10 protein-coding genes and 1 pseudogene are annotated in these 16995 nt (G+C 61.1%); 8 read left to right on the top strand and 3 right to left on the bottom strand.

The window, feature by feature from the left end; translation table 11 throughout:
• Positions 1-6: 6 nt before the first annotated feature.
• The 3 genes from KW846_RS19365 to KW846_RS19355 all read right to left on the bottom strand — a co-directional run bounded on the left by KW846_RS19365 (position 7) and on the right by KW846_RS19355 (position 2943).
• Complete coding sequence (locus KW846_RS19365) at positions 7-1422, bottom strand: DUF1254 domain-containing protein (protein WP_218484382.1); 1416 nt, start codon at positions 1420-1422, stop codon at positions 7-9.
• Between the two features lie 10 nt (positions 1423-1432).
• The gene (locus KW846_RS19360) at positions 1433-2224 is read right to left on the bottom strand and encodes a hypothetical protein (RefSeq protein ID WP_218484380.1); all 792 of its coding nucleotides are present in this window, start codon (positions 2222-2224) and stop codon (positions 1433-1435) included.
• 293 nt (positions 2225-2517) lie between these two features.
• Positions 2518-2943, bottom strand: coding sequence for a YciI family protein (locus KW846_RS19355; protein WP_218484378.1), 426 nt, complete (start codon positions 2941-2943; stop codon positions 2518-2520).
• A 424-nt stretch (positions 2944-3367) separates the two neighbouring features.
• Here KW846_RS19355 and tpx point away from each other — a divergent pair, with 424 nt between their 5' ends.
• From tpx to KW846_RS19310, 8 genes and pseudogenes are all read left to right on the top strand, one after another.
• Complete coding sequence (gene tpx / locus KW846_RS19350) at positions 3368-3868, top strand: thiol peroxidase (RefSeq protein ID WP_007974363.1); 501 nt, start codon at positions 3368-3370, stop codon at positions 3866-3868.
• 177 nt (positions 3869-4045) lie between these two features.
• On the top strand, positions 4046-5362 hold the full coding sequence (locus KW846_RS19345) for an MdtA/MuxA family multidrug efflux RND transporter periplasmic adaptor subunit (RefSeq protein ID WP_218484376.1): 1317 nt from the start codon (positions 4046-4048) through the stop codon (positions 5360-5362).
• On the top strand, positions 5359-8454 hold the full coding sequence (locus KW846_RS19340) for an MdtB/MuxB family multidrug efflux RND transporter permease subunit (RefSeq protein WP_218484373.1): 3096 nt from the start codon (positions 5359-5361) through the stop codon (positions 8452-8454). The genes KW846_RS19345 and KW846_RS19340 overlap by 4 nt, the downstream gene beginning before the upstream one ends.
• 148 nt (positions 8455-8602) lie before the next feature.
• Positions 8603-11710, top strand: a complete 3108-nt coding sequence (locus KW846_RS19330) for an efflux RND transporter permease subunit (protein WP_218484370.1) — start codon at positions 8603-8605, stop codon at positions 11708-11710.
• The gene (locus tag KW846_RS19325; protein ID WP_218484367.1) at positions 11707-13188 is read left to right on the top strand and encodes an efflux transporter outer membrane subunit; all 1482 of its coding nucleotides are present in this window, start codon (positions 11707-11709) and stop codon (positions 13186-13188) included. Before KW846_RS19330 ends, KW846_RS19325 begins: the two co-directional genes overlap by 4 nt.
• A gap of 350 nt (positions 13189-13538) precedes the next feature.
• On the top strand, positions 13539-15620 hold the full coding sequence (locus KW846_RS19320) for a bifunctional diguanylate cyclase/phosphodiesterase (protein ID WP_218484364.1): 2082 nt from the start codon (positions 13539-13541) through the stop codon (positions 15618-15620).
• A 204-nt stretch (positions 15621-15824) separates the two neighbouring features.
• The gene (locus KW846_RS19315) at positions 15825-16571 is read left to right on the top strand and encodes an SDR family oxidoreductase (protein ID WP_218484362.1); all 747 of its coding nucleotides are present in this window, start codon (positions 15825-15827) and stop codon (positions 16569-16571) included.
• A 130-nt stretch (positions 16572-16701) separates the two neighbouring features.
• Positions 16702-16995: pseudogene (locus tag KW846_RS19310) on the top strand (hypothetical protein); the annotation flags it as partial.

Genomic DNA, 16995 nt, shown 5'->3' with positions numbered 1-16995 from the left:
CTCCGCTTATTGTTGTGGGGTGGCCGGCGTCAACAGCGGCAGTTTCCACTGGCCGTTGTTGACTTCCGGTTTTGGCAGGTACAGGCGCAGAACGCCGTAGAACGGACCATTCGGTGCCGGCAGCCAGTTGCTTTGCAATGCTTTGGCCGGTGCCTTGTGCTGCACGTAAAGGGTCAGGCCGCCATCGGCATCGAGCTTGAGGTCGGGCAACATCCGCGAATTGATCAAGTAGCGATTGAGCGGGTTGGCCACCAGCAATTTGTTTTTGCCGTCGTACATGGTCAGGGACCAGAACGCATCGACCGGGGGCAGGGCGTCCTTGTCAAAATGCAGGGTGTAGTCGGTTTTCGACGCATCGACCGGACTTTCGTCCTTGTCGATGAAATAGCCGAAGTAGTTCGCCTCTTCGGCAGAGTTGCCGAAAATCCCCATGTTGGCGCCTGCATAGCGGTACAGGTAGTTGCCCTTGAGGTGGTCGCGACTGCCGAACAGGTCACCGCTGCTGATCTCATGGGTGTCGACTTTGGTTTTCTTGAATTCGGCGAACTCGGCCCTCGCGTCACTGATGCCGTCTTCCAGTGCCTTGCGTTGTTCGGCGCTGAGATCAGTGAGCTTGAAGGGTTTTTCGGCCCCGACGCCGATTTTTGCGAAGCGCGCCAGCAGGTCTTTTTCGACGTCCTGGGCCGGGGTGAATGCCAGCATGAAATTCAGGTAGCGAAACAGGTCCGGGGTCTCGCTCATGGTCGGCGTCGGTTTCGGCCAGTCGATTTTCGGCGCGGCAGCCGGAGCTTTCTGTTTGACGTAGTGACTCAGGGGTTCGACCTTGTAGCCTTTCTGGATCTGCTTGACCTTGGCCAGGTCTTTTTCATCGAACAATTGCGTGCGGTACAGCGCGTAAGCGATGTTGCTTTCACTGCGGACCATGCGGTCGATGTCGACCGGTTGCTGACCCTGCCAGTTTGGACCGGCAATCATGTAGTGACCCCCGTTGTTGCCCGTGCTGCGAGTGCCCAGATAGCCAAAGTTCTGGGTGTAGGCGTCGATCAGTTGCACCGAGTAGTAACGGTGTTCTTCGATGGGCGGCAGGGTCAGCACCAACGGCTCGGCGCGCAAATCCATCCAGACAAAGGAGTAGGGCGTATCGGAATTCGGGGTGACGAACGCCGTGTCCTTCGCGGTAAACGCCTTGGCGGTATTGCCGATCTGATTGAACGGTGCCTTGAAATTCGGGCTCTTCCTGTCCACGGCCTGGGTGTAGAGGGTCTTGTACATCTCCACCACCGGGAAACCGTACAGATAGGCTTCCTTGGCAATGGCCCGGGCTTCGTCCGGGGTGGCGGTGAAGTCGACACTGGCCCCTGCACCACAACTGACGAACATTGTCATCAGGCTGAAACCGGCTGCGCGAAGTGCACCGTGCATACAAAAGTCCTTATTTACCGAAGGTGACATTGATCCCGGCGAACAGTGTGAATTGCGGCAAGCCATCGCCTTTTCGGTCAACGGTCCACTGTGGCTCGATAAAGGCATTGAGGATATTGGACCCGGACTTCCAGGCTTTGCCGCCACCCAAACCGAGTGGGATGTAGTGAGTGTTGTTCTTCAGGTCGAACGTCCAGATGCCGGTGGAGCGCAGGTACCAGCCTTTTTCCAGGTTGTGGATGATGAACGGCTGGAAAGTGGCGGACTCGACATGGGGGCGGTCGTGATCACCGGCGAACGAGCTCTGGTACTGCACCAGTGCGCCGAGGAGCCCACGCGGCGAGGAGTCGATGGCGATGGCGGACAGTCCGGCCTGCCATTTGCCGGTTCCCAACTCATCCTGCTCAGCGGTCGGTGCAGTGATTTGTGGGCCGACGCCCAACTGCACGCCTTCGGTCTTGAGCAGGAAAATATCGAACAGGTTCAGGTCACCGATGCCGGTGCTGTAGCCGTTGTGGGGATCCGGGCGGGTGCTGACGGGAAGGGTGACGCGCAACAGTTGCGGGACACCAATGAAATCATTCGGCGCCATGGGCAACGCGCCACGCAGCAGTGCGTCATTGGTATGAGCGTTGGTGTCGAACAACTTCGGGGTGTAGTAGTCCTGAAGGTTGACGCCGGGCGCCAAGTTCAGCGGGTTGTTGCTTTTGTTGGCCGTCTCGGCGTTATCGGCGTGAGCACAAAAAGCAGGCGCGAGCGAAGTCACCCAGACGAAGGCGTACTTCCACAATTGCTTTGACATTAATCCCCCGGCTCCCTGGTGGCTGATTGGGCAGACGGCCCTTAAGTTTGGCCGTAACTGCGTAATCCCTTTCCGATCAAGCCTGTAGGACTTATCGGATGAAGTTAGCAGTTAACCATGGGTTGGCCAGTCCTGTGGATTAATTCTTTCGTTTTGTGTGTGGATTCTCGTTATTTTTATGTACTAAAAAGTTAATATGGATCAAGGGCTTGCCCAAGCAAGTTGAGTGGCTATCTAGTTCAATGTGGGAGCGGGCGTGCTCCCACAGGAAACAGAGGAAAAGGTCGAATCCGTCAGTTCTTCTTCGCCTGCTCCCAAACCCGCTGTTCCTGCTCGCGCAGTTCCGGCGTGAACTCGGCGCCAAAGTCTTCGGCTTCAAACACCTGGCGAATCTCGATCTCGGCCTCGGTGCCCGGCATCGGGTTGGGGCAGCGCTTGACCCATTCGATGGCTTCTTCCCTGGATTTCACTTTCCACAACCAGAAACCGGCAATCAGTTCCTTGGTTTCGATGAAGGGGCCGTCGATCACCGTGCGTTTGTCACCTGAAAACTTTACTCGAGCGCCCTTGCTGCTCGGATGCAGGCCTTCGCCCGCGAGCATGATGCCGGCCTTGACCAGTTCTTCGTTGTAGTTGCCCATGGCGGTCAGCAGTTCCTGGCTGGGCATGACGCCGGCTTCGGATTCCTGGCTGGCCTTGATGATGATCATGAATCGCATGGTCTCGTCTCCGTTGCAGTTGAGTGGTTCGATTTATAGTCGAACGACGGTGGAGCAATTCGACAGAGTGTTAACAAAAGTTTTCGTCGATGAGCTGTCGCGTACCTTTCGTCATGTACATCGGGAAGCGGCGGGTGAGGGCGTACTCTGTACTTTTGCCGACTTGTTCGGCTAACAAGCGAACCCTGTGGGAGCGAGCCTGCTCGCGATGACGTCAGATCAGTCGCCAGCGATGTTGCATGACATTGCGCTTTCGTCGGATCGCCGCCTGGAGCAAGCCTGCTCCCACAGGGTTACGGGTTGTATCCAGTTTTGTGCCCTGTTACATGACAATTTATGTTTGACCGTAGGTCGCAGGACAATTTCGTGGTTAACTTCGGCCTCGTCAAAATTCTCCACCACAACGTTCAGAAGGACTCCGTTCATGGCTCAAGTCACTCTTAAAGGCAACCCGGTTCAAGTCAACGGCCAACTGCCACAAGCCGGTTCCAAGGCGCCAGCCTTTTCCCTGGTTGCCGGCAATCTGTCCGACGTCACCCTTAAAGACTTTGCCGGCAAGCGCAAAGTGCTGAACATCTTCCCAAGCGTTGACACCCCGACCTGCGCCACCTCGGTACGCAAGTTCAACGCCCAGGCCAGCGACGTGGCCAACACCGTTGTGCTGTGCATCTCCGCTGACCTGCCGTTCGCCCAGGCCCGCTTCTGCGGCGCCGAAGGCCTGGAAAACGTACAGAACCTGTCGACCCTGCGCGGCGCCGAGTTCATCCAGAACTACGGCGTGGCCATCGCCGACGGTCCGCTCAAGGGCCTGACCGCTCGTGCCGTGGTAGTTCTGGACGAGAACGACAACGTGCTGCACAGCGAACTGGTTGGCGAAATCGCTGACGAGCCGAACTACGAAGCGGCACTTGCTGTTCTGAAATAAGCGTACCTTTACACTTATTAACGGCCTGGCCCTGTCCAGGCCGTTTTCATTTGTGCTTCAGTGTCTTACACAAAACTCCTGTTACGTAAGCCGAAAGTAAATTGCCGGTAAAGGCGCTTTGCTTAAAACCCGCCAGTGCTTATCGTTCAGCCTCATGTAAAAAAGCCCACGCGCCCAATGGTTGATCACTCAATGCAATCCTCCGCTTCCCGTAGTCCCCGTCGCTGGCTGTTCGGCCTGCTTGTCCTGTTGGTCATCGCCGCCCTGTGCTGGAAATTCTGGCCGGGCAGCGCTGCACCCAAAGAGGCGGCGGGGCAGAAAGCCGTTGCCGGGCATACTGGTCGATCGGGTGGCATGCGTCCGGGATTCGGCGGTGCGTCAGGGCCGGTACCGGTGCGGGTGGCTCCGGCCGTTACCGGTGACTTCCCGCTGTATTTCAAGGCGCTGGGCACGGTCACGGCGCTGAACACCATCAACGTGCGCAGCCGCGTCGGCGGTGAGCTGGTCAAGATCTCTTTCGAAGAAGGGCAGATGGTCAAGGCCGGCGACCTGCTGGCCGAAATCGACCCGCGCCCCTACCAGAACGCCTTGCTGCAAGCCGAAGGCACCTTGCTGCAGAATCAGGCGCAACTGAAAAACGCCCAGGTCGATGTCGAGCGCTATCGCGGCCTGTACCGCGAAGACAGTATTGCCAAGCAGACCCTGGACACCGCCGAAGCGCTGGTCGGTCAGTTCCAGGGCACGGTCAAGACCAATCAGGCAGCGGTCAACGATGCCAAACTCAACCTTGAATTCACCCGGATCCGCGCACCCATCACCGGTCGCGTGGGCCTGCGTCAGCTGGACGTCGGCAACCTGGTGGCGGCCAACGACACCACCGCCCTGGCGATCATCACCCAGACCCAACCGATCAGCGTGGCCTTCACCCTTCCGGAAAACAGCCTCGACACCGTGCTCGCCCGTTATCGCAGCGGTGCCCAATTGCCGGCTGAAGCCTGGGATCGCGGCGATACCAAATTGCAGGCCACTGGCGTGCTGCAGAGCCTGGACAACCAGATCGACGTCTCCACCGGCACCCTGAAATTCAAGGCCCGTTACGAGAACCGCGATCAGTCGCTGTTCCCGAACCAGTTCGTCAATGTGCGCCTGCTGGCCGACACCCTCAAAAACGTGGTGCTCGCACCGTCCGCCGCGATCCAGTTCGGCACCAACGGCACATTCGCCTATGTCCTGGACGGTGACAAGAAGGTCAGGATCCGTCAGTTGAAAGTCGGCGCCAGTGACGGCCTGAACACCGTGGTCACCGAAGGCCTGTCCGCGGGCGAGCGGGTCGTACTGGAAGGCACCGACCGCCTGAAAGACGGCAGCGACGTGGAGGTGGTCAACGACAGCCAGGACGTGCCGACCACGCCAACCGAACACCTGCAAGGCAAGTCGGCGGTCAACGCGGCTGAGCCCGCGACCACCGACAAGGCGAAAAAGGGTGGCGCATGAACATCTCGCGGCTGTTCATCCTTCGCCCGGTAGCCACCACGCTGAGCATGCTGGCGATTATCCTGGCAGGCGTGATTGCCTATCGGCTGCTGCCGGTGTCGGCGCTGCCCCAGGTCGACTACCCGACCATTCGCGTCATGACCCTGTACCCCGGCGCCAGCCCGGATGTCATGACCAGCGCGGTGACCGCGCCGCTTGAACGGCAGTTCGGGCAGATGCCCGGCCTGACGCAAATGGCTTCCACCAGTTCCGGCGGCGCGTCGGTACTGACGTTGCGGTTCAGCCTCGACATCAACATGGACGTGGCCGAGCAACAGGTGCAGGCGGCGATCAACGCGGCCACCAACCTGCTGCCCAAGGACCTGCCGGCACCGCCGGTGTACAACAAGGTCAACCCGGCCGATACGCCGGTGCTGACCCTGGCCATCACCTCCAAAACCATGTTGCTGCCCAAGCTCAACGATCTGGTCGATACGCGCATGGCGCAGAAAATCGCCCAGATCAGCGGCGTCGGCATGGTCAGCATCGCCGGTGGTCAACGCCAGGCCGTGCGGATCAAGGTCAACCCGGAGGCCCTGGCGGCCAACGGCTTGAACCTGTCGGACGTGCGCACCCTGATCGGTGCCTCCAACGTCAACCAGCCCAAGGGTAACTTCGACGGCCCGACCCGGGTTTCGATGCTCGATGCCAACGATCAACTGACCTCGCCCAAGGACTACGCCAACCTGATCCTGGCCTATGCCAACGGCGCGCCGTTGCGGCTCAAGGACGTGGCTGAAATTGTCGACGGCGCCGAGAACGAACGGCTCGCCGCATGGGCCAACGAGAACCAGGCCGTGCTGCTCAACATCCAGCGTCAGCCGGGTGCCAACGTGATCGAGGTGGTGGACCGAATAAAGGCCTTGCTGCCGAGCATCACCGACAACCTGCCGGCCGGCCTCGACGTGGTGGTGCTGACCGACCGCACCCAGACCATCCGCGCCTCGGTCAAGGACGTGCAGCACGAATTGCTGATCGCCATCGCCCTGGTGGTCATGGTCACCTTCCTGTTCCTGCGTCGCGCCAGCGCCACGATCATTCCTTCGGTGGCCGTGCCGCTGTCGTTGATCGGCACGTTCGGCGTGATGTACCTGGCCGGGTTCTCGGTCAATAACCTGACCCTGATGGCCCTGACCATCGCCACCGGTTTCGTGGTGGACGATGCGATCGTCATGCTGGAGAACATTGCGCGCTTCATCGAGGAGGGCGACAGCCCGCTGAACGCGGCGCTCAAGGGCGCCAAACAGATCGGTTTCACCCTGATTTCCCTGACGTTGTCGCTGATCGCCGTGCTGATCCCGCTGCTGTTCATGGCGGACGTGGTCGGGCGCTTGTTCCGCGAGTTCGCCATTACACTCGCGGTGGCGATCCTGATTTCCCTGGTGGTTTCTCTGACGCTGACGCCGATGATGTGCGCGCGGTTGCTCAAGCGCGAACCCAAGGAAGCCGAGCAGGGGCGTTTCTATCGCGCCAGCGGTGCGTTCATCGACTGGATGATCGCTGCTTACGGACGCAAATTGCAGTGGGTGCTCAAGCACCAGCCCCTGACCTTGATGGTGGCCATTGGCACTCTGGCGCTGACGGTATTCTTGTACATGGTGGTGCCCAAGGGCTTCTTTCCGGTGCAGGACACCGGGGTTATCCAGGGTATCTCCGAAGCGCCGCAATCGATTTCCTTCGCCGCCATGAGCGAGCGTCAGCAGGAGCTGGCCAAGGTGATTCTGGCCGACCCGGCTGTCGAGAGCCTGTCTTCCTACATTGGCGTGGACGGCGACAACTCGACCCTCAACAGCGGCCGTTTACTGATCAACCTCAAGTCGCACCACGACCGTGACCTGAGTGCAACGCAAGTGATTGCCCGCCTGCAACCGGAGCTGGACAAGCTGGTCGGCATCCGTCTGTTCATGCAGCCGGTGCAGGACCTGACCATCGAGGACCGGGTCAGCCGCACGCAGTACCAGTTCAGCATGTCGTCACCGGACTCGGAGCTGCTGAGCCTGTGGAGCGGGCGCCTGGTGGAAGCCTTGGCCGCCCGCCCGGAGCTGACCGACGTGGCCAGCGATCTGCAGGACAAGGGCTTGCAGGTCTATCTGGTGATCGACCGCGATGCGGCGTCGCGGATCGGGGTGTCGGTGTCGAACATTACCGACGCGCTGTACGACGCCTTCGGCCAGCGGCAGATTTCCACGATCTACACCCAGGCGAGCCAGTACCGCGTGGTCCTGCAATCGCAGTCCGGCGAGAAGATCGGCCCGGATGCGTTAAACCAGATTCACGTCAAGACCACCGATGGCGGTCAGGTACGCCTGTCCAGCCTGGCGCATATCGAGGAACGTCAGGCGCAACTGGCGATCACCCACATCGGCCAGTTCCCGGCGGTGATGATGTCCTTCAACCTGGCGCCCGGCGTGGCGCTGGGGCATGCGGTCGAGATCATCGAGCAGGTGCAGAAGGACATCGGCATGCCGATTGGCGTGCAGACACAGTTCCAGGGCGCGGCAGAGGCGTTCCAGGCTTCGTTGTCGAGCACTTTGCTGCTGATCCTGGCGGCGGTGGTGACCATGTACATCGTGCTGGGCGTGCTCTATGAGAGCTACATCCACCCGATCACCATTCTCTCGACCTTGCCGTCGGCGGCGGTGGGTGCCTTGCTGGCGTTGATCCTCAGCGGCAACGACCTGGGCATGATCGCGATCATCGGCATCATCCTGCTGATCGGCATCGTCAAGAAGAACGCGATCATGATGATCGACTTTGCCCTCGACGCCGAGCGCAACCAGGGCATGGACCCGCAAACGGCGATCTATCAGGCCGCCTTGCTGCGTTTCCGGCCGATCCTGATGACGACCCTGGCCGCGCTCTTTGGTGCCGTGCCGTTGATGCTGGCCACCGGTTCCGGCGCGGAACTGCGCCAGCCGCTGGGGTTGGTGATGGTCGGCGGCCTATTGCTGAGCCAGGTGTTGACCCTGTTCACTACGCCGGTGATCTACCTGTATTTCGATCGTCTCGGTCGGCGCTTTGGCAAGACCGGCGCTCAGGAGACGGCGGTATGAATGCCTGCATAACCTGTGGGAGCGGGCTTGCCCGCGAAGGCGTCCGGTCAGTCGACAGGGATGTTGAATGCAAGGTCCTCTTCGCGAGCAAGCCCGCTCCCACCGAGGGGCTGCAGGGCTCGCGGGTTGGTGCCGGGAGCAGTCATCGATGAATCTCTCGGGACCTTTCATCAAGCGCCCGGTCGCGACCATGTTGCTGAGCCTGGCGATCATGCTGCTGGGTGGCGTGAGCTTCGGTTTGCTGCCCGTGTCGCCGCTGCCGCAAATGGACTTTCCGGTGATCGTGGTCCAGGCCAGCCTGCCCGGCGCCAGCCCCGAAGTCATGGCGTCGACCGTGGCCACGCCGCTGGAGCGCTCCTTCGGCGCCATCGCCGGGGTCAACACCATGAGCAGCAGGTCCAGCCAGGGATCGACCCGTGTGATCCTGCAATTCGACCTCGACCGCGACATCAACGGCGCGGCGCGGGAAGTGCAGGCGGCCATCAACGCCTCGCGCAACCTGCTGCCCAGCGGGATGCGCAGCATGCCGACCTACAAGAAGGTCAACCCGTCCCAGGCGCCGATCATGGTGCTGTCGCTGACCTCGGATGTGCTGGAAAAAGGTCAGCTCTATGACCTGGCTTCGACGATCCTGTCCCAGAGCCTGTCCCAGGTGCAGGGCGTCGGCGAGGTGCAGATCGGCGGCAGTTCGCTGCCGGCGGTGCGTATCGAGCTCGAACCGCAGGCGCTTAACCAGTACGGCGTGGCCCTGGACGATGTGCGCAATACCATCGCCAATGCCAACGTGCGCCGGCCCAAGGGTTCGGTGGAAGACGATCAGCGGCTGTGGCAGGTCCAGGCCAACGACCAGCTGGAAAAAGCCAAGGACTACGAGTCGCTGATCATCCACTACAACGGCGGCGCGGCCCTGCGCCTCAAGGACGTGGCCAAGGTCAGCGACGGCGTCGAAGACCGCTACAACAGCGGTTTCTTCAACGACGACGCGGCGGTGCTGCTGGTGATCAACCGGCAGGCCGGGGCCAACATCATCGAGACGGTCAACGAGATCAAGGCGCAGTTGCCGGCGTTGCAGGCGGTGTTGCCGGCCAGCGTCAAGCTGAACCTGGCCATGGACCGTTCTCCGGTGATCAAGGCCACGCTGCATGAAGCGGAAATGACCTTGCTGATTGCCGTGGCGTTGGTGATCCTGGTGGTGTTCCTGTTCCTCGGTAACTTCCGCGCCTCGCTGATCCCGACCCTGGCGGTGCCGGTGTCGCTGGTCGGTACCTTTGCCGTGATGTACCTCTACGGCTTTTCGCTGAACAACCTGTCGCTGATGGCTCTGATCCTGGCCACCGGGCTGGTGGTGGACGATGCCATCGTAGTGCTGGAGAACATTTCCCGGCACATCGACGCAGGCGTGCGGCCGATGAAGGCGGCCTACCTCGGCGCCCAGGAAGTCGGCTTTACCCTGCTGTCGATGAACGTGTCGCTGGTGGCGGTGTTCCTGTCGATCCTGTTCATGGGCGGGATCATTGAAAGCCTGTTCCGCGAATTCTCCATCACCCTGGCGGCGGCCATCGTGGTTTCGCTGCTGGTGTCGTTGACCCTGACCCCGATGCTCTGCGCCCGCTGGCTCAAGCCGCACACGCCGGGGCAGGAGAACCGCCTGCAACGCTGGAGCCGGCGGGCCAACGACTGGATGGTTGGCAAATACGCCATCAGCCTCGACTGGGTGCTGCGCCACAAACGCCTGACGTTGCTCAGTCTGTTCGTGACAATCGGCGTTAATATTGCGCTGTATATCGTTGTTCCTAAAACATTTTTACCTCAGCAGGATACCGGCCAACTGATCGGTTTCGTGCGCGGCGACGACGGCCTGTCGTTCAGCGTGATGCAGCCGAAGATGGAGATTTTCCGTCGGGCTGTATTGAAGGATGAGGCGGTAGAAAGCGTCGCCGGCTTCATAGGCGGCAGTAACGGCACCAACAACGCCTTCATGCTGGTACGCCTGAAGCCGATCAAGGAGCGCAACATTTCCGCGCAGAAAGTCATCGAACGCCTGCGCAAGGAAATGCCCAAGGTACCCGGCGCACAGCTGATGCTCATGGCGGACCAGGACCTGCAGTTCGGTGGCGGCCGTGAGCAGACCACCTCGCAATACTCGTACATCCTGCAAAGCGGGGATCTCGGGGCATTGCGCGAGTGGTATCCGAAAGTTGTCAGCGCGCTCAAGGCCTTGCCGGAACTGACGGCCATCGATGCGCGGGAAGGCCGGGGCGCCCGGCAAGTGACCCTGATCGTCGACCGCGACCAGGCCAAGCGCCTGGGTGTCGACATGGACATGGTCACGGCGGTGCTGAACAACGCCTACAGCCAGCGGCAGATTTCGACCATCTACGACAGCCTCAACCAGTATCAGGTGGTGATGGAGGTCAACCCGAAATACGCCCAGGACCCGGTCACCCTCAAGCAGGTCCAGGTGATCACTGCCGATGGCGCGCGGATCCCGCTGTCGACCATCGCCCATTACGAAAACAGCCTGGAAAACGACCGGGTCAGCCATGAAGGCCAGTTCGCCTCGGAAAGCATTGCCTTCGACATGGCTGAAGGCGTGACCGTGGAGCAGGGCGGTGCTGCCATCGAGCGGGCGATTGCCAAGGTCGGGCTGCCGGAAGAGGTGATCGCGAAAATGGCCGGCACAGCCGACGCTTTCGCGGCGACCCAAAAAAGTCAGCCGTGGATGATTCTGGGGGCGCTGGTGGCGGTGTATCTGGTCTTGGGTGTGCTGTACGAAAGCTACATTCATCCGCTGACCATCCTGTCCACCCTGCCGTCCGCCGGGGTCGGCGCGTTGCTGTCGATCTATGCTCTGGGCGGCGAGTTCAGCCTGATTTCGTTGCTGGGGCTGTTTCTGCTGATCGGCGTGGTGAAGAAAAACGCCATTCTGATGATCGACCTGGCGTTGCAGCTGGAGCGGCATCAGGGCATGGCACCGCTGGAATCGATTCGCAGTGCCTGCCTGCAACGTTTGCGACCGATCCTGATGACCACCCTGGCGGCGATCCTGGGTGCCTTGCCGTTGCTGCTGAGCCGCGCCGAAGGGGCGGAAATGCGCCAGCCGCTGGGCCTGACCATCATCGGCGGGCTGATCTTCAGCCAGGTGCTGACGCTTTACACCACCCCGGTGGTTTACCTCTATCTCGACAAACTGCGCCATCGCTTCAACAAATGGCGTGGGGTGCGTACCGATGCTGCTCTGGAAACTCCGCTATGACTGAACGTTCGCTTTTCAACCTGGCTGCACCGCTGATCACGGCTCGAGGCTCGCGTCTGCTGAGCCTGTCACTGTGCGTGGCGATGCTCAGTGCCTGCGCCGTCGGCCCGGATTACCAGCGCCCGCAAACCGCGGAACCTGCGCAGTACAAGGCCGCAGAAGGCTGGCGCCAGGCCAACCCGAGCGATGCCCTGGCGCGCGGCGCATGGTGGGAGCTGTATGGCGATCAACAGCTCAATGGCCTGATCGAGAAGCTCAACAGCGCCAACCAGACCGTCGCCCAGTCCGAAGCCCAGTACCGCCAGGCCCAGGCCTTGGTGCGCAGCGCACGCGGGGCGTTTTTCCCCACGGTCGACCTGAACGTCAGCAAGAACCGTTCAAGCCAGGGCACCGGCAGCAGCAACTCCAGCCTGAGCAGTTCGTCCAGCGGTATTCGCGACACCTATTCGGCCCAGGCGGGCGTCAGTTGGGAAGCGGATGTGTGGGGCAAGCTGCGCCGAGGCCTGGAAGCCGACACCGCGAATGCCCAGGCAAGCTTTGCCGATCTGGCGGCCATGCGCCTGAGTCAACAGTCGGAGCTGGTACAGAATTACCTGCAATTGCGCGTGATCGATGGTCAGAAGCGCCTGCTCCAGGACACGGTCGAGGCTTATCAGCGCTCCCTGAAGATGACCGAGAACCAGTACCGCGCCGGCGTATCGGGCAAGGACGCCGTGGCCCAGGCCCAGACCCAGCTCAAGAGCACCGAAGCGGACATGATCGACCTGATCTGGCAACGCGCGCAGTTCGAGAACGCCATCGCCGTGCTGATCGGCCTGCCGCCGGCGGAGTTCAGCCTGGCGGAAAGCCAGGACATTCCGCAGTTGCCGCAAGTGCCGCCGGCCCTGCCTTCGCAGTTGCTGGAGCGTCGCCCGGACATCGCATCCGCCGAACGCTCGGTGATGGCTGCCAACGCCAACATCGGTGTGGCCAAGGCGGCCTATTACCCGGACCTGACCCTGAGCTTGAACGGTGGTTACAGCAGCAGTACCTCGAAAGACTTGTTCAGCCTGCCGAACCGCTTCTGGTCGGTCGGGCCGCAATTGGCCATGACCCTGTTCGACGGCGGCCAGCGCTCGGCGGAAGTCGACCGCAGTGAAGCGGCCTATGACGAAACAGTGGCCAAGTACCGCCAGACCGTGCTGGACGGGTTCCGCGAAGTGGAAAACTTCCTGGTGCAGCTCAAGGTGCTGCAGGACGAAGCCGTCGTGCGCCAACAGGCGCTGGACGCCGCCCGTGAATCGTTGCGCCTGACCCAGAATCAGTACAAGGCCGGCTTGATCGCGTACATCGATGTGGTGGTGACCCAGGCGGCGGCGCTGAACAATGAGCGCAGCAACCTGGACCTGTTGCAAAGCCGCCTGATCGCCAGCGTGCAGTTGATTGCCGCGCTGGGCGGTGGCTGGGACGGGCAGCTTGAGGTGAGCGAAAGCCAATAACCCGGATCAGAGCAACCTGTGGCGAGGGGGCTTGCCCCCGTTCGAGTGCGAAGCGCTCGCAAAAGAGCGAGACCATGACCGTTCTGGTGGAGTGTGGGCGGCTGAATTCAGGGTCGCTTCGCGACCCAACGGGGGCAAGCCCCCTCGCCACAATGTCTGCCACAAAGGCTTTGGCTCGGTATTTTCGAGCGCTGAACCCGTTAATGTAAAACCTTAAAACAAGCGTTTCATCGGACTGATGGCCCTTTGCTAATTTTGTGAGTGCGTTCTCATTCGGAATCAGTACAATCGCCGCATTTTCCCCCGGCGAGAATCAATACCATTAACGGGGGCATTCGCGAGAAGTCCCCATGCTCATCGGTAGCTATTCCCCCACCCTGGTTATCATTTCGCTCTGTGTAGCGATTCTCGCCTCATATACCGCACTCGACCTGACCGGACGCATTGCCACTGCCAAAGGCCGTGCCGTGCATTTGTGGACCGCGGGCGGGGCCATTGCCATGGGCATCGGCATCTGGTCGATGCACTTTATCGGCATGCTCGCATTCAAGCTGCCGATCGATCTGGGCTATGACGGCGCAATCACCCTGTTGTCGCTGTTGATCGGCGTGCTCTCCAGCGGTTTTGCGCTGTGGCTGGTCAGTCAGCCAAAACTGCCGGCCTGGCAACTGGCCTTTGGCGCGCTGGTCATGGGCGCCGGCATCAGCGCGATGCACTACACGGGCATGGCCGCCATGCGCATGCAACCGGGCATCGACTATGACCCGACGCTGTTCGGCGCGTCGCTGATGATCGCTGTCGGTGCCTCGGGCGCGGCATTGTGGATCGCTTTCCGTTTGCGCCAACACACGCCTTATGTCCGTCTGATCCGTGGCGGTGCCGCCGTGATCATGGGCATCGCCATCGTCGGCATGCACTACACCGGGATGGCCGCTGCACGCTTTGCCGACGGCAGCTTTTGCGGAGCAGCGGTCGATGGGTTGAGCGGCAAGGGCCTGGACAACCTGGTGCTGATCACCACGCTGGCGGTGCTGAGCATCGCCTTGCTGACCTCGATCCTCGATGCACGCCTGGAGGCCCGCACCGCGAGCCTGGCCCAGTCGCTGACTGAAGCCAACCGTGAACTGACCCAACTGGCCCTGCATGACACCCTCACCGGGTTGCCGAACCGGACGTTGCTCGCCGACCGCATCGATCAGGCCATGTCGCGGGTTCGTGAAGAGGGTGGTTGCTTTGCCCTGATGTTCATCGACCTGGACGGCTTCAAGCCCGTCAACGATGCCTTCGGCCACCACATGGGTGACTTGCTGTTGCGCGAAGTGGCCCTGCGCCTGCGCGAAGACTTGCGCAGCCAGGACACCCTGGCGCGGATCGGCGGCGATGAGTTCGTGTTGCTGGTGCAATTGAGCGAACAGAACGATGCCCTGAACCTCGCGGCCCGCCAGGTCGGGTTGATCGCGCAGGCGTTCCGGGTTGCCGAGCATGATTTGCACATTTCCGCCAGTGTCGGCATTGCGCTCTATCCGGGTAACGGGCAGTCCGCCCACGAATTGCTGATGAACGCCGACGCGGCGATGTACCACGCCAAGGGCGCGGGTAAAAACGGCTACAGCTTTTTCGACGCCTCGATGAACACCAACGCGCGCAAGCAACTGCAATTGCTACAGGATTTGCGCAATGCCGTGGAACATCAGGAATTCAGCCTGCATTACCAGCCCAAGTTCGACGCCGCCAATGGCCGGCCGGTGGGCGCCGAGGCCCTGTTGCGCTGGGAACACCCGACGCAAGGGTTGCTGCTGCCGGACAAATTCATTGAACTGGCGGAAAAAACCGGGCTGATCATTCCGATCGGCGAGTGGGTGCTCAACGAAGCGTGCCGCCAGATGCGCGAGTGGTACGTGCTGGGCTACACCGATTGGCGCATCGCCGTGAACCTGTCGGCCATCCAGTTTTGCCATGCCGGACTGGTCCAGAGCGTCGCCAAGGCACTGGCGACTCACCATCTTCCGGCCAATAGCCTGACCCTGGAAATCACTGAAACCACCGCCATGAGCGATGCCGACGCGAGCATGACGGTGCTTCAGGAGCTCTCGGAAATGGGTGTCGACCTGTCCATCGACGATTTCGGCACGGGTTATTCGAGTTTGATGTACCTCAAGCGCCTGCCGGCCAACGAGCTGAAGATCGACCGCGGTTTTGTCCGCGACCTGGAGCGCGACAGCGATGACGCCGCCATCGTTTCGGCCATCGTGGCGCTCGGCCAGGCGCTGGGGTTGCGCATCGTTGCCGAAGGTGTGGAGACGGACTCGCAGCAGGACTTCCTGACGCAACTGGGCTGCGACTCGTTGCAGGGTTACCTGCTGGGGCATCCGCTGCCGGCCGCAGGTTTCATGATGGAAATCCATCGCGGCGAGGCACTGGTTGCCAGTTGACCCGTGGCGAGGGAGCTTGCTCCCGCTGGGTCGCAAAGCGGCCCCAGCTTTTCAGCTTACAGCGCCACCTGAAATCCCGACTGCTTCGCAGCCGAACGGGAGCAAGCTCCCTCGCCACAAAGCACTGCCGAAGCCATGCAAAAACCATCAATGGCGGTTATTCTTGCCCCCGACCGCTTAAGCTTTGATTGGGGGAAGGCTCGCATGGACAAAGTCATCGTCATCACCGGCGGCAGCCGCGGCATTGGTGCCGCCACCGCACTGTTGGCCGCCGCGCAGGGCTATCGGATCTGCATCAACTACCAGGCGGACGAAAAGGCTGCACTCGTCGTGCTGGAGCAAGTCCGCGCCCTCGGTGCGCAAGCCATTGCGGTACGGGCCGACGTCAGCATCGAAGACGAAGTCATCGCGCTATTCCATCGGGTCGACAATGAACTGGGCCGGGTCACGGCGCTGGTCAACAACGCCGGCACCGTGGGGCAAAAGTCCCGGGTCGACGAAATGTCCGAGTTCCGCATCCTCAAGATCATGAAAACCAACGTCCTGGCGCCGATCCTCTGCGCCAAGCACGCGATCCTGCGCATGTCACCCAAGCACGGCGGGCAGGGTGGCAGCATCGTCAACGTGTCCTCGGTGGCTGCACGCTTGGGCGCGCCCAACGAATACGTTGATTACGCGGCGTCAAAAGGTGCGCTCGACACCTTCACCATCGGCCTGTCCAAGGAAGTGGCGGGAGAGGGAATCCGTGTCAATGCGGTGCGCCCGGGCTACATCTACACCGATTTCCATGCCTTGAGCGGCGATCCGGACCGGGTCAGCAAGCTTGAATCGGCAATTCCCATGGCCCGCGGTGGGCGGCCGGATGAAGTGGCGGAGGCGATTGTCTGGTTGTTGTCGGACAAGGCTTCTTATGCAACGGGGACATTTGTTGATCTGGGTGGGGGACGCTGAGTTGAGCCCGCAAGCATCCACCTGTTATTTCTGACAGTAGACGCTGCTGACAAGGGCGCCTAGATTGGCGACGAGCCACGCATCGGAACACTGCGTGTGTTGAAACCTCTCAAAGTCGGGCGCCCTGTGCATGCACATTCACACACCAACGCTGAGCGCCGTCGACCCTCGGGGTTTAGCCGTACGTGCTGTGGCCTATCACCGTCGCGTGGCAGGGGATCCGCCCGAGTCACGGATCACGCATCAGCTGTATGACGGGGCTGGCCGTCTTGCTCGGCAACGCGATCCACGATTGTTTGCGTTGCTCGATGCGCCTTCAAACCTGTCCACCACTTACAGCCTTTCGAATCAGCCGCTGTGCAGCGACAGTGTCGATGCCGGCTGGCAAGTGAATTTACCCGGCCTCGCCGGGCAGGTAATCGAG

Source organism: Pseudomonas sp. PDM32 (assembly GCF_019219225.1).
In the GTDB taxonomy this organism is placed as follows: domain Bacteria; phylum Pseudomonadota; class Gammaproteobacteria; order Pseudomonadales; family Pseudomonadaceae; genus Aquipseudomonas; species Aquipseudomonas laurylsulfatiphila.
The sequence above is the reverse complement of the archived record's forward strand: the minus strand, read 5'-3'. Positions and strand labels throughout refer to the sequence as shown.